Source organism: Novosphingobium aeonii, from assembly GCF_052279045.1.
Lineage (GTDB): Bacteria > Pseudomonadota > Alphaproteobacteria > Sphingomonadales > Sphingomonadaceae > Novosphingobium.
In genome coordinates this window covers 2622510-2644540 of sequence record NZ_CP176832.1, presented here as the reverse complement: position 1 = coordinate 2644540, position 22031 = coordinate 2622510, and the positions used below count along the sequence as shown (strand labels likewise).

Annotated in this window: 18 protein-coding genes; 14 read left to right on the top strand and 4 right to left on the bottom strand. The window is 64.2% G+C overall.

Features of this window, described 5'->3' with window-relative positions; translation table 11 throughout:
- Positions 1-564: a GNAT family N-acetyltransferase gene (locus ACLIMP_RS12780; protein ID WP_324695869.1), complete on the top strand. Its 564-nt coding sequence runs from the start codon at positions 1-3 to the stop codon at positions 562-564.
- Positions 565-660: 96 nt separating this feature from the next.
- Positions 661-1779: a DNA polymerase III subunit beta gene (gene dnaN, locus ACLIMP_RS12775; protein WP_132468963.1), complete on the top strand. Its 1119-nt coding sequence runs from the start codon at positions 661-663 to the stop codon at positions 1777-1779.
- Between the two features lie 71 nt (positions 1780-1850).
- On the opposite strand, the gene ACLIMP_RS12770 is transcribed toward dnaN, so the two are convergent.
- Entirely contained in the window at positions 1851-3191 is a 1341-nt protein-coding gene (locus ACLIMP_RS12770) for an FAD-dependent oxidoreductase (protein ID WP_054440807.1), read from the bottom strand.
- Positions 3192-3392: 201 nt separating this feature from the next.
- Here ACLIMP_RS12770 and ACLIMP_RS12765 point away from each other — a divergent pair, with 201 nt between their 5' ends.
- The 8 genes from ACLIMP_RS12765 to ACLIMP_RS12730 all read left to right on the top strand — a co-directional run bounded on the left by ACLIMP_RS12765 (position 3393) and on the right by ACLIMP_RS12730 (position 13241).
- The gene (locus ACLIMP_RS12765; protein ID WP_324695864.1) at positions 3393-6098 is read left to right on the top strand and encodes an EAL domain-containing protein; all 2706 of its coding nucleotides are present in this window, start codon (positions 3393-3395) and stop codon (positions 6096-6098) included.
- A 32-nt stretch (positions 6099-6130) separates the two neighbouring features.
- On the top strand, positions 6131-7933 hold the full coding sequence (lepA, locus tag ACLIMP_RS12760; protein ID WP_185997095.1) for a translation elongation factor 4: 1803 nt from the start codon (positions 6131-6133) through the stop codon (positions 7931-7933).
- 522 nt (positions 7934-8455) lie between these two features.
- Positions 8456-8977 (top strand): helix-turn-helix domain-containing protein, encoded by a 522-nt coding sequence (locus tag ACLIMP_RS12755; RefSeq protein WP_231636147.1) that lies wholly within the window; start codon positions 8456-8458, stop codon positions 8975-8977.
- A 63-nt stretch (positions 8978-9040) separates the two neighbouring features.
- Positions 9041-9379: a hypothetical protein gene (locus tag ACLIMP_RS12750; RefSeq protein ID WP_054440813.1), complete on the top strand. Its 339-nt coding sequence runs from the start codon at positions 9041-9043 to the stop codon at positions 9377-9379.
- A gap of 61 nt (positions 9380-9440) precedes the next feature.
- Positions 9441-9950 (top strand): hypothetical protein, encoded by a 510-nt coding sequence (locus tag ACLIMP_RS12745; protein WP_324695859.1) that lies wholly within the window; start codon positions 9441-9443, stop codon positions 9948-9950.
- Between the two features lie 236 nt (positions 9951-10186).
- Positions 10187-10486 (top strand): JAB domain-containing protein, encoded by a 300-nt coding sequence (locus tag ACLIMP_RS12740; RefSeq protein WP_324699058.1) that lies wholly within the window; start codon positions 10187-10189, stop codon positions 10484-10486.
- Positions 10487-10593: 107 nt separating this feature from the next.
- Positions 10594-12228: an alpha-D-glucose phosphate-specific phosphoglucomutase gene (locus ACLIMP_RS12735; protein ID WP_443477891.1), complete on the top strand. Its 1635-nt coding sequence runs from the start codon at positions 10594-10596 to the stop codon at positions 12226-12228.
- 170 nt (positions 12229-12398) lie between these two features.
- Positions 12399-13241 (top strand): arylamine N-acetyltransferase family protein, encoded by an 843-nt coding sequence (locus ACLIMP_RS12730; RefSeq protein WP_324695855.1) that lies wholly within the window; start codon positions 12399-12401, stop codon positions 13239-13241.
- A 72-nt stretch (positions 13242-13313) separates the two neighbouring features.
- Here ACLIMP_RS12730 and moaB read toward each other — a convergent pair whose 3' ends face one another.
- The 3 genes from moaB to ACLIMP_RS12715 form a co-directional block, all read right to left on the bottom strand.
- Complete coding sequence (gene moaB / locus ACLIMP_RS12725) at positions 13314-13841, bottom strand: molybdenum cofactor biosynthesis protein B (protein WP_324695853.1); 528 nt, start codon at positions 13839-13841, stop codon at positions 13314-13316.
- Positions 13831-15564, bottom strand: a complete 1734-nt coding sequence (locus ACLIMP_RS12720; protein WP_443477890.1) for a lytic transglycosylase domain-containing protein — start codon at positions 15562-15564, stop codon at positions 13831-13833. The genes moaB and ACLIMP_RS12720 overlap by 11 nt, the downstream gene beginning before the upstream one ends.
- Before the next feature lie 143 nt (positions 15565-15707).
- A complete protein-coding gene (locus ACLIMP_RS12715) occupies positions 15708-16508 on the bottom strand; it encodes a uracil-DNA glycosylase family protein (RefSeq protein ID WP_324695850.1) in 801 nt (266 codons plus the stop codon).
- Between the two features lie 92 nt (positions 16509-16600).
- Between ACLIMP_RS12715 and ACLIMP_RS12710 the strand changes: the two genes are divergently transcribed.
- From ACLIMP_RS12710 to ilvD, 4 genes are all read left to right on the top strand, one after another.
- Entirely contained in the window at positions 16601-18250 is a 1650-nt protein-coding gene (locus ACLIMP_RS12710) for an electron transfer flavoprotein-ubiquinone oxidoreductase (protein ID WP_324695848.1), read from the top strand.
- Positions 18251-18420: 170 nt separating this feature from the next.
- The gene (locus tag ACLIMP_RS12705) at positions 18421-19233 is read left to right on the top strand and encodes a 4-(cytidine 5'-diphospho)-2-C-methyl-D-erythritol kinase (RefSeq protein ID WP_443477889.1); all 813 of its coding nucleotides are present in this window, start codon (positions 18421-18423) and stop codon (positions 19231-19233) included.
- Between the two features lie 11 nt (positions 19234-19244).
- Positions 19245-19964 (top strand): N-formylglutamate amidohydrolase, encoded by a 720-nt coding sequence (locus ACLIMP_RS12700; RefSeq protein ID WP_324695844.1) that lies wholly within the window; start codon positions 19245-19247, stop codon positions 19962-19964.
- A 179-nt stretch (positions 19965-20143) separates the two neighbouring features.
- On the top strand, positions 20144-22000 hold the full coding sequence (gene ilvD, locus ACLIMP_RS12695) for a dihydroxy-acid dehydratase (protein WP_132468967.1): 1857 nt from the start codon (positions 20144-20146) through the stop codon (positions 21998-22000).
- The last annotated feature ends 31 nt before the right edge of the window (positions 22001-22031 follow it).

Genomic DNA, 22031 nt, shown 5'->3' with positions numbered 1-22031 from the left:
ATGACCCCCGGGATTGCGCGGACCGTGCGGGTGGAACCCTGCGATCCGCGCAATCCCGAAGCCGTCGCGGCGATGGAGCGCCTTTCGGAGGCGCTCGCAGCGATCACGGGGGACGGCGGCACGTCGTCGTTCGATCCGGCGGACGTCCTCGTTTCCCGCGCGCTGTTTGTGGTCGCGCGGAACGGGGAGGGCGCCGTGATCGGATGCGGCGCCTATCGGCCACTTGAAGAGGAAGTGGCGGAGATCAAGCGCATGTATGCCGATCAAGGCTGCGGTGCGGCGGTTCTGGCCGCCCTGGAGGCGGGCGCATCGGCTGACGGCTACCGCGAGGTTCGCCTCTCCACACGCAAGGTCAATACCCGCGCGACAGCGTTCTATCGTCGGCATGGCTACGCGCCGGTTGCGGCTTATGGGCGTTATGTGGGCCGGGAAGAATCGGTTTGCATGGGGAGGGTGCTGGATGAAGCAATTCGAGCGCCCAATGCGGGGAAAGCGTTCGAATCGATCCGCGAACGCCTGAAATCCCCTAATTTATCCCCAGAAACACCGGAGAGCGGGCAATAGTCGCTTGCCGCAAGCCTTCCGTTCGCTAGAGATATTCGTCCTGAAATTCGGGATGTTTTGCATCCCTTGCCCGATCAAGGGGGACTAAAGGCTGTCATGAAGGCCACCATCGAACGTTCCACGCTCCTGCGCTGTCTTTCGCACGTGCAGTCCGTCGTCGAGCGGCGCAATACCATTCCCATTCTCTCGAACGTGCTGATCGAGGCCTCGGGCACCGGGTCCTTGCGCATCATGGCGACCGACCTCGACTTGCAGGTCGTCGAGACGCTCGGCGTCGTCTCGGTCGAGCAGGCTGGCGCAATCACGGTTTCCGCCCACCTCCTGTTCGACATCGCCCGCAAGCTGCCTGACGGCAGCCAGGTGAGCCTCGATGCCGCGGACAACCGCATGGTGGTGAAGGCCGGACGCAGCCGCTTCCAGCTGCCGACGCTCCCGCGTGACGATTTCCCCATGATTGCCGAGGGCGAACTGCCGACCAGCTTCGAGATTCCGGCGGCAACGCTGGGCCAGCTGATCGACCGCACGCGCTTCGCCATCTCGACCGAGGAAACCCGGTACTATCTCAACGGCATCTTCCTCCACGTCTCCGACGAGGAACTGAAGGCAGCCGCCACCGATGGCCACCGACTGGCACGCTTCACTCTTGCTCGTCCCGACGGCGCGGAGGGCATGCCCGACGTGATCGTGCCCCGCAAATGCGTCGGCGAGCTGCGCAAGCTGCTCGAAGAAGCGCTCGACACCAATGTGCTGGTCGATCTCTCGGCGAGCAAGATCCGCTTCACGCTGGGCGGTGAGCATGGCGTGGTGCTGACCAGCAAGCTGATCGACGGAACCTTCCCGGACTACACGCGCGTCATCCCCACCGGGAACGACAAGCTGCTGAAGATCGATCCCAAGAGCTTCTTCGAAGGCGTGGACCGCGTTGCGACGATCGCCACGGAAAAGACCCGCGCGGTGAAGATGGCGCTGGAACAGGACCGTGTGACGCTTTCGGTCACGTCGCCCGATAACGGCACGGCTGCCGAAGAGGTTCCGGCGGACTATTCGGCCGAAGGCTTCGAGATCGGCTTCAATGCCAATTATCTCAAGGACATCCTCGGCCAGATCGACGGCGATACGGTGGAACTGCATCTGGCAGACGCTGGTGCGCCGACGCTGATCCGCCAGGATGAGAAAAGCCCGGCGCTATACGTGCTGATGCCGATGCGCGTCTGACCTGCGCGTTCAGGGACCAGAAAAATGAAAAGGCCGGGGCATTCCCCGGCCTTTTTGTTACCTTGGATCGATCAGGTTCCGGCGGAGGGATGCGCTTCCGCGATCATCTGGTCCACGGCCACGAACTTCTCGCGCGGGGCGCCTTGCCGGGCGTTGGCGGCTTCGGCTTCCTCGATCTTCTGCCACTCGGTGAACTTGACGTAGTCGATGCCGCGCTGTGCGGCGAGGGCGTCGAACCCCGGCCTCCCAGCCTTTCCGCTGCCTTCGCCGATATCGGCGTCGATCTTCTCGACAATCGCAAAGCCGTCCGGCCGGTTGGTGCCGATGGTTCCGGTCGGTCCGCGCCTTGCCCAGCCCACGCAATAGAGGCCGGGCGCGATTCTTCCCTCGGCATTGGCGAAGCGCCCCCCCTGTTCGTCATAGGGAACATCCGGAATCCGGGAGGTCTGGTAGCCAATGCAGGCGACCACGATGCCAGCGGGAATGCGATAGGTCTCCCCGGTGCCGACGGCCTTGCCATCGACGAGCCGGGTGCGTTCCACCTCGATGCCCTCGACCTGGTCGGTGCCGAGGATGGCGCGCGGGGCAGCGAAAAAGTCGAACTCGATCCGCACGTCGCGGCCGGGACATGCCGGGCCTTCGTTGTCGTTGGCAGTGCCGCCGCCGATCGCGAAGCCGCGCAAGTGCCCCATGGTCTTTCGCATGCCCGGATCGAGTGCTGCATCCTCCGTCAGAGGCGGAAGGTCGGCAGGATCGACGCTCGGGCAGGCGCGAGAGAGCTTGGCCAGTTCCCCCAACTCCTTCGGCGTCATCGTCACCTGGTGCGGCCCGCGTCGCCCGAGAATGACGATCCGCCTTACGCGGGATGCCTCCAGCGCTTCTAGCGCATGGCTCACGATGTCGCTGCCTTCGAATTCGGCGCCGGACTTGGCGAGAATGCGGGCGACATCGAGTGCGACGTTGCCGTTTCCGACGATCACGGCGGTTTCATGGGCGAAATCGGGGCCGATGCCGGCGAAATCGGGATGGCCGTTGTACCAGCCGACAAAGGCGGCGCTGCCGAAGACATTGGCCAGGTTCTCGCCGGGAAGGCCCAGCTTTCGGTCGTTGGGCGCGCCGGTGGCAAGAACGACGGCGTCGTAAAGATCCTGAAGTTCCGCGATGGTGATATCCCGGCCGACCATCACATTGCCGACGAAGCGCACGTTCGGATTGAGCGCGGTCGTCTCGTATCGGTGCGAGACGCTCTTGATCGACTGGTGATCGGGCGCGACTCCGGTGCGGATCAGTCCGAAGGGCACTGGTGACAAATCGAATATATCGACTTTGACACCGTCTCCCCACTGCTTGAGCGCCGCTTCGGCCGTGTAGTAGCCGGCCGGTCCGGAACCAACGATTGCCAGGTGCCGCATCGTGTTGTCTCCCAAGGGCTTATCTCTCAGGCGGGCGGTGTCTCACTTAAGCGCCCGCCATTCATGGAAGCAAACATGACTGGGCGGCGGCGGCAAGTGAAATCCGGTGGATCGGGCGACTTGTGCCATACCCGACCGCAAACGGATTTGGTTGCCGGGACTTAACACTTTGGAAATGGGCTCGGGGCAATAGCCGATCTGATGGCGCGCAAGGGACTTCAGGAGCAGCAGCAGGCATCGCGTGGCGGCGCGGCGCACAGGGCTGCGCTTTCCGCCCAGTCGGAAGCCGCGCGCACCGGCATACCCAACTTCGCGTTTCTGCGCCCTCGTGGCCCGAGCAGCGATCCGCTTCACTTCTTCATCGCCCGGCGCTGGGAACTCATGGCACCGGCCATGGTCTGCGTGCTGGTGGCGATGGGCGTGGCCTCGCGCAGCGCGCCCGGTTCGTTTCCGCTTTGCCTGTCCTTCGGCGCGATGCTGCTGTGCCTCGCCGCGCCGCTACTGGCCACGCTTGAGGGCCAGTTCCATCACCGCAGCTGGAAGCGTTATCCGCTCATGCTGCTGGCCGTGGCCTTGCCGATGTGCCTGTTCGGTGTGGCTGCGGCGCAGTGGACTTACGAGACGCCGGCGCTCGACTGGCGGCTCACGATCAAGGGCTACGGCATCCTGGTGTTGCTGGCGACGGTCCTGCTGGACCGCCGCCTGACCTCGATCGTGGCGGCGACGGTGGGGGTATGGGCAGGGGCGTCGATTCATTCCGCATCGCCGCAGACCATGGGCCTCCTGGCGGCGGGGATCGGCATCGGGCTGAGCGCGGCCATGCGCCAGTCGCGCATCGCCGCGCGGGAATCGGCGCGTCGTGCGGAGCAGGAGCGCGAGCAGCACCGCGCCGAGGAGCTTCTGCGCGAATACGAGGAGACCGGGCAGGGCTGGTTCTGGGAGACCGACCGGCGAGCCTTCATCACTTATGTCTCGCCTCGCATCGCCGAATTGGTCGGCGTGCCGCAGGAGGAGCTTTACGGACGGCCCTTCCTCGGGCTGTTCCGGCTGCGCGCGCAGGATCACGAGAGCGAGCGCACGCTGGCGTTCCACCTTTCGACCCGCTCCTCCTTCCAGGACATCGGCGTGCGCGCCGCGACCGATGAGAAGGATGAGCGCTGGTGGTCCATCAGCGGCCGTCCGGTGCTGGATCAGTTTCACAATTTCCTGGGATTCCGGGGCTCGGGGATCGATCTGACCGAGACCCGCAAGTCGCAGCAGCACGCCACCCAGCTTGCGCGCTTCGATTCGCTGACAAAGCTCGCCAACCGCTTCCAGATGTCGGAATGGCTGGAGAAGGTCATCAATTCGCCGCGGATCGAAAATCGTGCCTGCGCGGTGTTCCTGCTCGATCTCGATCGCTTCAAGCAGGTCAACGATACCATGGGCCATCCGGCCGGCGATGCGCTGCTCAAGCAAGTGGCCGAACGCCTGCGCGCAACTGTCGCGAACATGGGGCGGGTCGGCCGCCTTGGCGGCGACGAGTTCCAGGTGATCCTGCCGGGCTATCACCAGCACGAAGGTCTCGGCCATCTCGCCCGCCGGATCATCGAGAACCTGTCGCAGCCTTACTCGATCGACGGCGCGCGCGTGGTGATCGGCGCATCGCTGGGCATCGCGATGTGTCCTGACGACGGCACGACGACGGAAGCACTGATCCGCAATGCCGACCTTGCTCTCTATGCGGCGAAAGGCGGCGGACGTGGCCGTCATCATTTTTACGACGACGATCTCCATTCTGATGCACGCGAGCGGCAGCAGTTGGAGCAGGACCTGCGCGATGCCATCGCCGGAGACGCGCTTGAACTGCACTATCAGCCGCAAATTCATACCACGACCGAGAAAATCACCGGTTTCGAGGCGCTTCTTCGCTGGAAGCACCCCCGGCATGGCTATCTTTCGCCCGCGAAGTTCGTGCCGGTGGCGGAAGAGACCGGTCTTGTCTCCCAGATCGGCGAATGGGCACTGCGCACCGCCTGCCGCGACCTGGCAGCTTGGCCGCATGACGTGCGCGTTGCGGTGAACGTCTCGCCACTGCAATTCGCCAATCCCGACCTTCCCGGGATCGTTGCCGGTGCCGTGGCGGAAGCCGGAATCAATCCCGCCCGGCTCGAACTCGAAATCACCGAGAGCGTTTTCCTTGGGGAGGGCAAGGCAACGGAGGATATGTTCGGCGCGCTCAAGGGGATCGGCGTGCGGCTGGCGCTCGACGATTTCGGCACCGGCTATTCCTCGCTCGGCTACCTGAAGAAGGCGCCGTTCGACAAGATCAAGATCGACCAGAGCTTCGTGCGCGGCGCCACCATCGACGGCAGCCGTAACGGCGCGATCATCTCCTCGATCGTCAGCCTCGCCGAAGCGCTGGGCATGGAGACGACGGCCGAAGGGGTCGAGACGTTCGACGAGCTCGATCTCGTGCGGCTGCTGGGCTGCAGTCATGTGCAGGGCTATATCTACGAGAAGTCACTGACCTCCGCCGAAGCGGCAGCCCGGCTCGAACAGGGGCTTTCGGCAGTGGCTACGGGGCCGCGTTCGGCTCGCGCGCCGCGCCAGACCATGCTGCGCAAGGTCGTGCTGGAGCACGGCGGACATATCTATCATGCCACGATCCGCAACATCTCCAGCACCGGTGCTATGGTAGAGGGCCTGTGGAACGTGCCGGCCGATACGCAATTCGGGATTCAGCTTGCGGACGACAACGTTGTTCTCGCCACCGCGCGCTGGTGCCGGGAGGATCGCATGGGCGTGGAATTCGTCCGTCCGCTGCAGCTCGACGGCTCGGGAACGGTGCTGTTCAGCCCCTCGCGGGTCGATCCGGAAGCCGGTCCGAAGGCAAGTGATTCAGGATTGATGCGCAAGGCAGGCTGACAGGTGCGAAAACCGCTGCTAACGGCGCATTCATGACAGACCTCGCCCAGATCCGAAATTTCTCGATCATTGCCCATATCGACCATGGCAAGTCGACGCTTGCCGACCGCCTGATCCAGTCGACCGGCGGCCTCTCCGAGCGTGAGATGAGCGCCCAGGTGCTCGATAACATGGATATCGAGAAGGAGCGGGGCATCACCATCAAGGCGCAGACCGTGCGCCTGAGCTACACCGCCAAGGACGGGCTCACTTACGAGCTGAACCTGATGGACACGCCGGGCCACGTCGACTTCGCCTACGAAGTATCGCGCAGTCTGGCGGCGTGCGAGGGCGCGCTGCTGGTCGTGGACGCAGCGCAGGGCGTGGAAGCGCAGACGCTGGCCAACGTCTATCAGTCGATCGAGCACGACCACGAGATCGTGCCCGTCATCAACAAGATCGACCTGCCGGCCGCCGAACCCGAAAAGGTCCGCACCGAGATCGAAGACATCATCGGCATCGATGCGTCGGAAGCGGTGCTCGCTTCCGCCAAATCGGGTATCGGCATTGCCGAGATCCTCGAAGCCGTGGTTGCCAAGATTCCGCCGCCGAAGGGCGAGCGCGACAAGCCGCTGAAGGCGATGCTGGTCGATTCGTGGTACGATCCGTATCTCGGCGTCGTCATTCTGGTGCGCGTCATCGACGGTGTCATCAAGAAGGGCCTCAACGTCAAGTTCATGCAGGGCGGCACCGATCACCTGGTGGACCGCGTAGGCTGCTTCACGCCCAAGCGTATCGATCTGCCCGAATTGGGCCCCGGCGAGATCGGCTTCATCACGGCGCAGATCAAGGAAGTCGAGCAGGCCAAGGTCGGTGACACCATCACCACCGTCAAGGCTGGCGCAACGCAGGCGCTGCCGGGCTACAAGGAAGTGCAGCCGGTGGTGTTCTGCGGGCTCTTCCCGGTCGACGCCAACGACTTCGAGAAACTGCGCGAATCGATCGGCAAGCTTCGTCTCAACGACGCGAGCTTCAGTTTCGAGATGGAATCGAGCGCGGCACTGGGCTTCGGCTTCCGCTGCGGCTTCCTTGGCCTGCTGCACCTGGAGATCATTCAGGAGCGGCTTAGCCGCGAATACGACCTCGACCTGATCACCACCGCGCCTTCCGTGGTCTACCGTCTGACGATGACGGACGGCACCGTGAAGGAACTGCACAACCCGTCCGACATGCCCGATCCCGTCAAGATCGACTTCATGGAAGAACCGTGGATCAAGGCCGTGATCTATACGCCGGATGAATATCTCGGCTCGATCCTGAAGCTCTGTCAGGACCGTCGCGGTATCCAGAAGGACCTCACTTACGTCGGCGGCCGTGCGCAGGTGACTTACGAACTGCCGCTCAACGAAGTGGTGTTCGACTTCTACGACCGCCTGAAGTCGATCAGCCGAGGCTACGCCAGCTTCGACTATGAGCAGATCGGCCTTCAGGAGGGTGATCTCGTGATGATGAACATCCTCGTGAACAACGAGCCGGTCGATGCTCTGTCGATGGTGGTTCACCGCAGCCAGGCCGAACCGCGCGGCCGCGCGCTGGTGGAACGCCTGAAGGAACTGATCCCCCGGCACATGTTCAAGATTCCGATCCAGGCGGCGATCGGTGCCAAGGTCATCGCACGCGAAACGATCAGCGCCATGCGCAAGGACGTTACCGCCAAGTGCTACGGCGGCGACATCACCCGCAAGAAGAAGCTTCTGGAAAAGCAGAAGGAAGGCAAGAAGCGCATGCGCGAATACGGCAACGTGCAGATTCCGCAGGAAGCCTTCATCGCCGCGCTGCGCATGGGCGAGGAATAAAGCCCCTTCCACGAACCGTCACATTGACGCCCTCGTGCGGACGCGACCCGTCCGCGCGAGGGCGTTGTCGTATGTGAGTATCAGTTCCCGCTTTACCTCGCTTGCTTTGGGCGGGGCGGGAAATGCCGGTCGCAGTGACCAATTAATCCATTTTGGGTCATTCGTTGGTTGAATTCTGTTCGAACATAGAGCTGGCCGAACCGGCGTGACGCAAGTGACGCGAATCTCGCGGATAGTGAGCAGAACTGGTTAAGGGGTGGCCGGTATTGTCCGGGCGCGAACACGGCGATTCGGCTTTGAATTCATTCGGATGCTGGAAGCTGGATGTTTGGCGGGCCGCCGGCATGGCGTCGTGGATGAGCGATAAGTCGGATTTGGTTAAGTCGTAGCCTGTAACGGGTTGATAGTGCGTTTGCAGACGACCTATAATTGCTTTGTACGAACTGCGTGGGCGGGGGCTCGGCGGAACGAGGGTGGTTCGATAGTGTTATGGAAGTTGGGCAGATGGAGCGGAGCGGCGACTTGACGCACGTCCAGAAGATCATGGCGATCTTTCCCGTGCTGACTTCGAAGCAGCACGAGGTGCTGGCGTTCGTCGCGGAAAACCGCACCAGCAAGGAGATTGCCTGGGAACTCGGCATTTCCGAAAGCGCCGTAAACCAGCGTATCGAGGGTGTGCGTAACCGAACGGGGGCGCCGCCGCGCGCGGAACTGGCGCGTGCCTACAGGCAGTATCAGTTGGACCTGGCAGCGGCCTGTAATCCGATACCAGCCAAGAATCCTCAGGTTCCGGCTGTTGCGATGTTCGACAAGGATCGGGCTCAGGACGAACTGACCGACAGGCTGACGCTTGCCGATGGTGCCACCTTCAAGGTTACGGCGCCCTGGCAGGAAGAACCTTACGCCAGGATCGTTCCGGAGGTGCTCGATGGTTCCAACGCGGGCCTCAGCCGCACGGCAGCCATGATTGCCATCGCCGGGGGACTTCTCCTCGTCGCGGTGTTCGGTCTGGATTTCGCCACTCGGTTGAGCAGTCTGCTTTGATCCAGCCTCCCGGCACAAGAACAGGCGCATCGAACGGGCCGATGACGCTGGATGAGGGTCTCCATGTCCATCACCATTTCCTCTGCCACTGCCCGGATCGCCCGTCAGCTTCCCGAGGCCGAAGTTTCTCTCGACTCTGCGCTGCTCGCCTCGGCGCGGCTTATGGAATCCATGCTGCTTGCGCGTCAGGCGGATGGCATCGCCACGTTCACGGGGCAGACGGCACTTATGCGCCTTGCCAAGACCCAGCGCTCCCTGCTGGAAACCCAGAACGACATGATCCGTGTTCACCACGAGCTTCTCGGCATCGGCCGCGATATCAAGGCCATTGCCGACGAGCCGGAAGCCTGCCCCAAGACCGCAGAACTGGTGGAAGAAGCGCCGATGTTGCGATCGGCTTAAGCGACCCAGGCCCGATCGCGGGCTCCGCGCGTTTCAGGCGGCATGGCCATGGGGGGCTTGCATGCTGATCTGGAGCGCGCGGGCCTACGTGCAGTACGGCGCGTATCTCGCCCTTTTCCTCGTGGCCATGCGCCGCGGTGCGGCGCCCGAACGTATCCTGGCCAGCATCATCCTTGGCATGATCGTGGTAGACCGGATCTATCATCTTGTGCGGGGGCCTGACCTCCTGCTCTATCAGGGGGTCGATCTCGTCCATCTGGCGATCGACACGTTCAGCCTTCTGGCTATCGGCGCTGTCGCGCTCAAGGCAAACAGGTTCTACCCGTTATGGATAGGTGGGGCACAGATTATCGCTTTTTCGAGCCATTTCTATCGGCTGGGGATCGTCGAAATCCACACGACGGCCTATCAGGTCATGGCGATCATGCCGTCCTACGTCCAGCTTCTGGCGATGGCGCTGGGGCTGGGTTTTCATATGCGGCGGCAGAAGAAACTGGGCAACTATCCGTCCTGGCGCAAATCCTACGTCCCTTCATCGGCCAGCGGAGCGAAGAAGTTGCGCGCCGCCTGATCCAGCGCTTCGGCTCGCTTTACACGGTCTATACCGCGTCGGCACAGGCGCTCGCCGAGGAACTCGATGCGGGTGAGATCGCCCGGGAGGCGATCGCTGCCGCCATTGTCGCCGCCCGCAACCTGGCGGACGTCGCCGCACGCGAAACCTTGCTGGGCGAGGTAACCGATATCGGCAGCAGCCCTTTCAGGCAGTACCTTGCGCGGCGGCTGCTCGGCCGCCGGGAGGAATGCGTGATGATGCTGTTTTTCACCGCGCAGGGCCTGTTCATCGCCGAGGAGTTCCAGATCGGCACCCGTCAGTCGAGCTGCGAACTGCCGCTGCGGCGCACGGTGCGTCGCGCCTTCGACCTTGATGCACGGCGGCTGGTGCTGGCGCATAACCACCCCTCCGGCGATCCGACGCCCAGTGTCGATGATATCCAGTCCACCCGAACGTTCCGGCAGGTCATGGCCGCGCTGGAGTTCAGTCTCGATGACCATTTCGTCGTCGCGCGGGGCGGTATTTTCAGCATGAGCGACAATGGTTTGATCTAGATACGATCGGCATTTGACTTTGCCGGCCATGCAACCAGAGTGTCGTCCAAGCTATCTATACCGACGACCGCGCCTGCGCCTGCAGGTCCTGCATGGAGATTGGGGTTTTGACCGATATCGTCACCGTACCGACCACGCCTTTCGAAGGACAGGCGCCGGGAACGTCCGGCCTGCGCAAGAAGGTTCGCGTGTTCCAGCAGCCGAACTATGCCGAGAACTTCATCCAGTCCGTGTTCGATGTGGTGAAGCCGCAGCCCGGCGCCGCGCTGGTGATCGGCGGTGACGGGCGTTTTCATAACCGCACGGTGATCCAGCAGGCTATCCGGATGGCCGCGGCAAACGGCTATGGCCGGGTCCTGGTGGGCCAGGGGGGCATACTCTCGACGCCTGCGGCAAGTCACGTCATCCGCAAATACGGTGCGAGTGGAGGCCTGATCCTTTCCGCCAGCCACAATCCCGGCGGCCCTGAGGAAGACCTCGGCATCAAGTACAACATTGCCAACGGCGGCCCGGCGCCTGAGGGCGTCACAAACGCGATCCTGGCGCGCACGCGTGAAATCGCGCTCTGGCTCACGGTGGATTCTGCCGATGTCGATCTCGACACGCTCGGCGAAACCACGATCGGCGGCATGACGGTCGAGGTCATCGATCCGGTTTCCGACTATGCCGATCTCATGGAGGAGCTGTTCGACTTCGATGCGATCCGCAAGGCGGTCGGCAGCGGCTTTACCATGCGCTTCGACGCGATGAGCGCCGTGACCGGGCCCTATGCGATGGAGATACTGGAAAATCGCCTGGGCTTCGCGCCCGGCACCGTGATCAACGGCACGCCGCTGGAGGATTTCGGCGGGCACCACCCCGATCCGAACCTGATCCATGCCAAGGACCTCTACGATGTGATGATGGGGCCGGACGCGCCGGATCTCGGAGCCGCGTCGGACGGTGATGGCGACCGCAATCTCATCATCGGCAGGGGGCGGTTCATCACGCCGTCGGATTCGCTGGCGATGCTGGCGGCCAATATCGAGATCTCTCCGGCCTATCGCGGGCGGTTGACCGGAATTGCCCGTTCCATGCCGACCAGCGCCGCGGCCGACCGGGTGGCGGAAGCGCTGGGGGTCCCCTGTTTCGAAACGCCGACCGGGTGGAAGTTCTTCGGCAACCTCCTCGATGCGGGAATGGCGACGATCTGCGGCGAGGAAAGCGCCGGTACGGGGTCCGATCATGTGCGCGAGAAGGACGGCCTGTGGGCGGTGCTGCTCTGGCTCAACATCCTTGCCGTGCGTGATATCGGCGTGGATCAGCTTGCGCGCACGCATTGGGCGCGCTTTGGCCGTAACTACTACGCACGTCATGACTATGAGGCGATCGAAAGCGACCGCGCAGCCGGATTGATGACGGAGCTGAAGCAGCGACTGACCAGCCTGGTAGGCCAGCAGTTCGGGCCGCTCATCGTCGCCGGGGCCGACAATTTTTCCTACTCCGATCCGGTCGATCAATCGGTGAGCGAAAACCAGGGCATCCGCGTCCTGTTCGAGGATGGCAGCCGCGTGGTGTTCCGTCTTTCCGGCACCGGCACGCAGGGCGCCACCTTGCGGGTCTATCTCGAACGCTATGAACCGGCGACCGGTCATATCGATCAGGAAACCGGTGCTATGCTGGAACACCAGATTGCTGCCGCGCAGGAGATCGCCGGGATCACGCGGCACACGGGACGGATCGCGCCCGACGTCATAACCTAAAACGCCGCGCCGCCGCGGTTGCAAGGCCTTGCGAGCGCCGTCTCCCAGGGCTTTTGCGTTTTTGCGGAGGGCGCCGACTTATCCCGATCGTTCCCTTGTTTCTGCCCGGCTTGTCAGCATGTTTATCCACAGCCTTGCCCACTGCGGGAAGGCAAGGCAGAGCAGGCGATATGGACCTCGAAAACTACTTCGCCCGCATCGGCCTTCCGGCTGCCCCAACGCTCGATCCGGACGGGCTCGCGCAGCTTCAGCTGGCGCATCGGCGTGCAATCGGTTTCGAGAATCTCGCGATCCCGCTCGGCGAGGGTGTTCGGATCGACAGCGCCAGCGTGTTCGAGAAGCTTGTGGTGCAGGGGCGCGGGGGATATTGCTTCGAGCAGAACAGGCTGTTTTCGGACGTTCTTTCCGCACTGGGGCTGGCGAACCGGCCGCTTCTGGCGCGGGTGCTGCTGGGGCTGCCGGAAGGCGTCGTTCCGCCGCGAACCCATACGCTTTTGCTGGTCAACCTCGGCGGCGATGCGTGGATTGCCGATGCCGGGTTCGGCGGCAGCTATGTTCCGCCCCTTCCGCTGGAAGACGGGGCGCAGGTCCAGACCCCGGACGGGGCCTGGCACCGCCTGCTGCGCAGCGGGGAGCGCGGATCACTCGGCGGTGAGTGGCGGCTCGAAAGAGCCGGTCCGGCCGGTGCGACCGATGGGCGCAGCGCACCGCACGGCGATTGGCAGCCGCAATATGTCTTCGATCTTGCGCAAGTGGCCGGAGACGATCTCGAAATGGCCAATCACTGGACTTCGACGCGGCCCGGCACGCGGTTCACCACGCTTTGCGTCGCAAGCGTGGTGCTGGATGGCGGTTTCGCGGCTCTCAGCGACCGGCAACTCACGATCCATTCCCAGGGGGTGAGCGAAACCCGCGCCATCGAGGACGCGCGCGATTATGCGCAGAACCTGCGTGACCTGTTTCGTATTGCGCTGTCCGATGAGGATGCGGAGAGACTGCCGCCGTTTTCCTAAGGGAGCCCAGCTCCCTCGGGGCCGTAGCCAAAATCCGTGGCTACGCCGAATTCGTCCGCACCGCCTGACTTCTCAGACTTCCCTGAGCCTTGGCATCAGTTCCACGAAGTTGCAGGGGCGGTTCCGGCTGTCCAGCTGTTCGGCGAGGATGCCGTCCCAGCCGTCTTTCACCGCGCCGTTGGAGCCGGGCAGGGCGAAGATGTAAGTCCCTCGCGAAACGGCGGCGGCGGCGCGGGACTGGACGGTGGAGGTGCCGATCGTCTGGTAGGAGAGCCAGCGGAAGAGTTCGCCGAAGCCGGGAATGTCGCGTTCCTTCACGCGGTCGATGGCCTCCGGGGTAACGTCGCGGCCGGTGAGGCCGGTGCCGCCGGTGGAAACGATGGCGTCAACGTTCGGATCGTCGATCCAGGCATTGAACCGTGCGGCGATCAGGTCCGCGTCGTCCTTCTCGATGGCGCGCGCTGCCAGGGTGTGGCCCGCATCACGGATGCGCTGGGCGAGAATGTCGCCCGAGGTGTCGTTCTCGGGGACACGCGTATCGGAGACTGTCAGAAGGGCGATGTTGATCGGCTTGAAGGTACGCTCAGGATCAATTGCCACGCAGGATAGCTCCATTCGGTGCCATGCGGACGGCCTGCGAGCCGGAAAGCCCCGGGAAGGTCGGCCACATGTCCTGTGCGAGCGCCATGCGGCTTTCGGACTGGCCGCCGGCCTGCCGCTCGTACATCCAGTAGTTGCGCAGCACTATGTTCACATAGCCGCGCGTTTCCCAGTAGGGCAGCGATTCAATCCACAGCAGCGGGTCGCCCTGGTCCTTCACTTCGGTGTTCCAGCGGCTGATCGGGAGAATGCCGGCGTTATAGGCGGCCATGACCTTGGGCAGCAGGCCCTGGGTTCCGGGTGCGTCGCGCAGCATCTGGAGGTGGCGCTGGCCGAAAGCGAGGTTCACTTCGGGCTTGTTGAGGTCGCTGGCATTGCCGGTTACGCCGAGTGAGGCCGCATGGTCGCGGGCGGCGGCGGGCATGATCTGCATGAGGCCGCGCGCACCGGCCGGGCTGACGACGCTGGCCTGGAAGATCGATTCCTGAAGCGCATGGGCGTAGACCAGCGCCGGGTCGACCTTCCAGCCGCCCACCGGGGTCCACTTGGGCGTGGGGAAGCGGCTGGCCGGTTCCGGTTTGCCGCCGTAAGGCGCATTGTAGGCCATCCAGAGCTGGGTGGAGGGCAGGCCGAGATCGCGGGCGAGGCGGCTGATCGAGGCGTACTGGTCTGCCGAGCCGATGCGGGCCTGATGGCGCAGCACTTCGTCGGCCAGGCTGTCCTTGCCGATTTCCGCCAGCTCCACCGCGGTGCGGATGTTGGAATTGGTGCGCAGCGCCTGCCAGTCGGTCGGCGTGAAATCGGCGGCGGCATGCTGTTCCGGCATCTTCAGGCCGAGCTGTTCGGCGGCGAGCATGCCATAAAGCGTTTCGTCGCGCGCGGCGGCAAGGCGCAGCGACGCGGCGGCCTGCTCCGGCTTGCGGCACCGCACGAGCGATCGGCTGTTCCAGTAATGTGCGGCGCTGGTCAGTTCCGCGTTCTCGGATGAGCGGGCCGCGCGGGAGAAGGCGTCGGCAGCGCCGTCGCAATCACCCAGGCGCCAGGCCGCGAGCCCGGCCGTCCACCATGCCTCGCCCACCCAGGGGCCAGTGCCCATCGCGGCAAGCTGGGCAAGCTGGTAGGCCTGCGCATCCTGGTTTTCGATATAGAAGCTCCAGGCCACCTTTTCGCGCCATTCGGCCTGAGCCGAGGGGCTGAGGCCGGCGTCGATGCCGTCAAGCAGGACGCGCGCGCCGGTGGGATCGTCGGCCTTGATACGGTCGTTAATGCCCGAGGCGATCATCGCCGGCATCGTGCCGTCGTCTATGGAGGCGGGGCGCACGCGCTTGGCCATGGTGGGCAGGCGGGCGAACTGCTGCTCTGCAGGAAGCGAGGGAACGCTGAGGGCGCCGCGCTTCAGCGCAAGGCGGCTGATCTGGTCGGCGCCGGGAAGCTCGGTGCCCTGCGCCAGCCAGGATTGCAGTGCCGGAAGCTCGATCTTCGGGGAGCCGGAGGCGAGGTAGTATTCGGCGCGGGCCTGCTGGTGCAGCGGGCCGTCGGGACGGTCCGTCAGCATTCGCTGCACGGTGGTCCAGTCCTTCGCGTCGATCGCGTCGAAGACCTGCTTGTAATAGGTCCGATCGTCCTGGCTGAGCAGCGAGGGAACGGCGGTATTGTCCGCCCGCGTGCGGAAATACTCGACAGCGGCGCTATTGGCGAAGGCTGGCCCCGCGGCTGCGGTCATCCCGGCCACGGCAATCAGGGCCGCGCCTGCGCGCCAAGCCCCGCTGCCCAAACCTCCAGCGCCAAATCGTTTCAAATCAATTCCCCGCATCGTGCGACCCATCCGGCGTTCTTTGGCCTGTTCATCCGCAGGGAACCGTCCTTTCAGGACTGTGAACCCTCCGGCCCGGCATCTTTCATCTGTGCAATTTCAGACTTCGTCCACTCAAGCCAGGCGTTCCAGAAGCTCGCTTTTGCGCGCGGCTGTTGCAGCAGCGCGGCGAGGCCCCACCCGCCCAGGAGAGGTGTCGTAAGTCCTTCATGATGAAATTGTCTTAAAACGGCAGCGCGTTGCGGTGATTCGTGGCCAAGAAGCGACAGGACGTTTCCGCCAAGCACAATGAGTCGCTGCGGTGCGACAAGGTTAACGTGCCGGGCGAGTGCTTCGCCCACGCCGCGCGATTCCGCCGCGCGCCAGTCCGGCAGCGCATCGTGGCGGGGCAGCGCGCTGGCGAGATAGATATCCGCGCGCCGGGTGCCGAAGGCCGCGAGCATCGCGTCGAGCAACTTGCCCTGCTGGCCGGTGAGCAGTTCGTCTCGGTCCTGCTGTTCGGGCGTTTCCACCACGACCATCAGTTTCGCGCCTGCCACGCCGCCCGGCATCACGCGGCCGGCCGGGCCGCCATCGTCCAGTAGCGATTCGCTCATCCACCAATCGCGGAAGGCGGGAAGGTCGGCCGGGAGCAATGCCGGGTCGATCCGGGCGGGCCGGGGCGGCGGCGCGTCGACGTCCACCGGGAGGCGGCGACGCGGGGGCAGCCGGTCTCCGTTTTCGTCCTGTTCGTCCTCGGGCACGATCCACTGGCGGGGCTCGTCCAGAAAGTCGAATTCGACCCCGGCTTCGCGCCACCAGTTCAGCGCACCTGTGATATCGTCCAGAAATTGCCGATTTGGGGCCTGATCCATCGCGTGGGTCTTGACCTCTTGCCATCCACCAATCAAGGCAATTCGCGAAAATTAATCGAGCGACTAAACTAGGGGCTTGCTGCGTGGACGCAATGATTGAACGCGAAGAGATGCCGTATGACGTCGTCATCGTGGGCGGTGGGCCCGCAGGACTGGCGACGGCGATCCGGCTGAAGCAGGTCGATCCTGAGCTTTCGGTCTGCGTGCTCGAAAAGGGCTCGGAGATCGGCGCGCACATCCTTTCGGGCGCGACGATCGATCCCAAGGCGCTTGACGAACTGCTGCCGACCTGGCGCGAAGACGGCTGCCCGCTGGCGGAAACGCCCGTGACCGACAACTGGCACTGGCACCTCACGAAAAAGAAGAAGTTCTCTCTTCCGCATCTGGTGATGCCGCCGTTCATGTCGAACGATGGCAACTACACCGGCTCGCTGGGCAACCTCTGCCGCTGGCTGGCCGAGCAGGCCGAGGCGCTGGAGATCGAGATCTTCCCCGGATTCCCCGCCGCCGAGATTCTCCATGACGACAATGGCGCCGTCATCGGCGTGCAGACCGGCGACATGGGCGTGGACCGCGAAGGCAAACCCAAGAGTGATTTCCAGCCGGGCATGAACCTGCTGGGCAAGTACACCGTGTTCTGCGAAGGCGCGCGCGGCCACCTGACCAAGCGGCTCAAGGCGAAGTACAATCTGGAGGCCGATTGCCAGCCGCAGATCTATGGCATCGGCATCAAGGAACTCTGGGATATCCCGGCGGACAAGCACGTCCCCGGCCGCGTGATCCACACCCAGGGCTGGCCGATGAGCGAGACCGATAGCTGGGGCGGCGGCTTCCTCTACCACCAGGCGAACAACCAGGTGGCATTGGGCTTCGTTACCGCGCTGGATTACAAGAATCCCTACGTCTACCCGTTCGAGGAATTCCAGCGCTGGAAGCAGCACCCGGAAATCCGTGCGATTCTCGAAGGCGGCAAGCGCGTCGCCTACGGTGCGCGTGCGATCAACGAGGGTGGCTGGCAGTCGGTGCCGATGCTGGCCTTCCCGGGCGGCGTGCTGGCAGGCTGTTCGGCCGGCTTCGTCAACGTGCCGCGCATCAAGGGCACGCATACCGCCATGAAAAGCGGCATGCTGGCTGCCGAGGCGATTGCTGCGGCCATCAAGGCAGGCCGCGAGCAGGACACGCTGGGCGAATACGACACCGCCGTGCGCGAGAGCTGGATCGCCAAGGAACTCAAGCTCGTCCAGAACGCGGAGCCGCTGGTCGCCAAGTGGGGCGGCGAGATCGGCACGGTGCTGGCGGGCGCGGACATGTGGCTGCGCACGCTGTTCGGCTTCGGGCTGGCCAGGCCGATGAAGCATCACACCGATGCCTCGACACTCCAGCGCGCCGACCTCTACAAGCCGGTCGCCTATCCCAAGCCGGACGGTGTCATCAGTTTCGACCGCCTGACCAGCGTGTCCTACTCGTTCACCAATCACGAGGAAGACCAGCCGGTCCACCTGAAGCTGACCGATCCGACGGTCCCCACGCGCATCAACCTGCCGCTCTATGCGGGGCCAGAGGCGCGCTATTGCCCGGCGGGCGTCTACGAATTCGTCGATCCGGACGGTTCGGGCATGAAGCTCCAGATCAACGCGCAGAACTGCGTCCACTGCAAGACCTGCGACATCAAGGATCCGACCCAGAACATCGAATGGGTCACCCCTGAAGGCGGCGGCGGCCCGAACTATCCGAATATGTAATCGGAATGAGGGAAGGGCAGCGCCCTTTCCCGGTTCGGAATCTGATTGCCGCCGATTTCTCCCGTCACCCTGAAACGGGTTCAGGGTGACGGTTCCCCGGTTTGCAACGAGGGGTGGGAAGGCCAACGCTCGCCTTGCCTCTGGGCTCGCCTCGCGCCATGGACGGAGCGATGCTGACCGAAACTGCCTATGCCAAGATCAACCTCGCCCTCCATGTCCGCAGGCGACGCGAGGATGGCTATCACGAGCTGGAAACCCTGTTCGCCTTCGTCGATGCGGGAGACGAACTGGCGGCGGCGCCCGCCGAGGTGGATCGCCTTGCCACGCACGGCGAGTTTGCAGGGAAGATCGACGACCCGCTCGGCAACATCGTCGCCAAGGCCCTGACAGCGCTGCCGCATGGCAAGGGATGGTCGGTCGACCTCGAAAAGCGCCTGCCCGTGGCGGCAGGGCTGGGCGGGGGCTCCGCCGATGCAGGCGCCATATTCCGCATGATCGAACGCGCTCATGGCCTCCCGGACGACTGGCATGAGCGCGCCGCAAGGCTGGGCGCCGACGTGCCCGCCTGCGTGCTTTCGCGGCCCTGCATCGGCACCGGCACCGGCACCGATCTTGCCGAAGTCTCCGAAAACGACCTTGCCGGATGCCCGGTGCTGCTGGTCAATCCCCGCGCGCCGGTGCCTACCGGGCCGGTGTTCAAGGCGTGGGACGGCGTAGACCGCGGCCCGATGCCGGGCGGAACCCTGCGCGAGATCGCCCAGGGCGGGCGCAACCACCTGGAAGGACCGGCCATCGCCATCTGCCCGGTTATCGCCGATGTCTTGGCGGCCTTGCGCGATACCGGGCCGTTCCTCGCGCGCATGTCAGGCTCCGGCGCAACGTGTTTTGCGCTCTATGAGAGTCAGGAAGCCTTAAGCGATGCTGCCGCAAGCATCGCGGCGGAACACCCCGACTGGTGGCAACTATCCGGGAAATTGCGTTGAAAGCCCCTGCGATGAAAACCGAACTCTACAAGTTGCTTGGCAAACCCGTGGAAGGCGGCATCGTCGTCATCGCCGACCATGCCTCGAACCATGTGCCAGACGGAATCGACCTCGGCATTCCCGCGGATCTGATGAACCAGCACATCGCCATCGACATCGGCGTCGCCGCCGTGGCGGAGAGGATGACGGAGGCGGGCACTTCGGCATGGCTTGCCGGGATCAGCCGCCTCGTCTGCGATCTGAACCGCGATATCGGGATGCCCGGCATGTTCCCGGTCGTTTCGGACGGCTACGCGATCCCCGGCAACATGATCGGTGACGATGGCCGCGCCGCACGCGTGGCGGAATACTTTGCCCCTTATCACACCGCTCTCGAAGAAATGCTGGAATCTGCCGAGCCTGCACTGATCGTTTCGCTTCACAGCTTCACGCCGGGCCTGGCAACGTGCGACAAGCCGCGGCCCTGGGAGATCGGCATCCTCTACAACCAGGATGACCGCGCGGCGCGCATCGCCATTGCGCTGCTGGAGGCGGACGGCCTGACGGTGGGCGATCAGGAGCCTTACTCGGGACGGATACTGAACGCCTCCATGAACCGCCATGCCGAGGCGCATGGGCGGCCCTACCTCAGCATCGAGATCCGGCAGGACCAGATTGCGGACGAGGCCGGGCAGGCGCTCTGGGCCGAGCGGATGACGCGGCTTTGCGCAGGCGTGGTCGAACGGCTGTGAGGGGGCGGCATCGGGCAGGGTGAAATTCGAAAACCTGCTTGGCCCTTGAACCAATAAAACAATCTTTATGGCATTTGCGAAAGAAAATGTCTCACTCCCCATTGCTGCGGCGCAGTTCGCAGTGTAGGGGCCGGCGCAAAGGGCGTATAGTCGCGCCCCTGTATCCCGGAGTTCGCACAATGCCCGCCTATCGTTCCCGCACTTCCACCCATGGCCGCAATATGGCGGGCGCGCGTGGCCTCTGGCGCGCGACGGGCATGAAGGATGCGGACTTCGGCAAGCCGATCATCGCGGTGGTGAACTCGTTCACGCAGTTCGTGCCCGGCCACGTCCACCTGAAGGACCTGGGCCAGATGGTTGCCCGCGAGATCGAGGCTGCGGGCGGCGTCGCCAAGGAATTCAACACCATCGCGGTCGATGACGGCATCGCGATGGGCCATGACGGCATGCTCTATTCGCTGCCCAGCCGCGACCTGATCGCCGACAGCGTGGAATACATGGTCAATGCCCACTGCGCCGACGCCATGGTCTGCATCTCCAACTGTGACAAGATCACGCCGGGGATGCTGATGGCCGCGCTGCGCATCAACATCCCGGTCGTGTTCGTTTCGGGCGGGCCGATGGAAGCGGGCAAGGTCGTGCTGCGCGGCAAGGAGCAGGCGCTCGATCTGGTCGATGCCATGGTCGCCGCCGCCGACGAGAGCTACACCGACGAGGAAGTGAAGGCGATCGAGCGTTCGGCCTGCCCCACGTGCGGTTCGTGCTCGGGCATGTTCACTGCAAACTCGATGAACTGCCTGACCGAAGCGCTGGGCCTGTCGCTGCCGGGTAACGGCTCGACGCTGGCGACCCACTCCGACCGTCAGCGACTGTTCCTCGAAGCAGGCCGTCTCGTCGTGGACCTGTGCCGCCGCTATTACGAGCAGGAAGACGAATCCGCGCTGCCGCGCAACATCGCCAGCTTCGGCGCTTTCGAAAACGCCATGAGCCTCGATATCGCCATGGGCGGATCGACCAATACCGTGCTTCACCTGCTGGCGGCTGCCGTGGAAGCGGGCGTGGACTTCACGATGGAGGACATCGACCGTCTCAGCCGCAAGGTGCCGTGCCTTTCCAAGGTCGCGCCGGCCAAGAACGACGTCCACATGGAAGACGTCCACCGCGCCGGCGGCATCATGGCGATCCTCGGCCAGCTCGACCGCGCCGGCCTGCTCAACTCTGACCTGCCGACGGTGCACAGCAAGTCGCTTGGCGACGCGCTCAACCACTGGGATATCTCGCGCACCAATTCGCCTTCGGTGCAGGAGTTCTTCAAGGCCGCGCCGGGCGGCGTGCCGACCCAGACCGCGTTCAGCCAGAGCCGCCGCTGGGACGACCTCGACCTCGACCGTGAGCACGGCGTCATCCGTTCGAAGGAACATGCCTTCAGCCAGGACGGCGGCCTTGCGGTGCTCTACGGCAATATCGCTGCTGACGGCTGCATCGTGAAGACGGCGGGCGTGGATGACAGCATCCTCAAGTTCACCGGCACTGCGCGCGTCTACGAATCGCAGGATGCCGCCGTTGCGGGGATTCTCGGCGGCCAGGTGGCTGCGGGCGATGTCGTGGTGATCCGCTACGAAGGACCGCGCGGGGGGCCGGGCATGCAGGAAATGCTCTACCCGACCAGCTACCTGAAGTCGAAGGGCCTCGGCAAAGCCTGCGCGCTGCTGACCGACGGTCGTTTCTCGGGCGGTACTTCCGGTCTCTCGATCGGACATGCCTCGCCGGAAGCGGCGGAAGGCGGCGCCATCGGTCTCGTCGAGAACGGCGACACCATCGAGATCGATATCCCCGGTCGCACCATTCACCTCGCGGTCTCGGACGAGGTTCTGGCCCATCGCCGGGCCCAGCAGGAAGCGCGCGGAGCCGACGCATGGTCGCCGGTCCATCCGCGTCCTCGCAAGGTCTCGGCCGCGCTCCAGGCCTATGCCGCGATGACGACCAGCGCTGCCCGTGGTGCCGTGCGCGACGTGACCCAGCTCAAGCGGAAGTAAGGTTCGAGGAAGCCGGCCGAGGGTGCGTGGC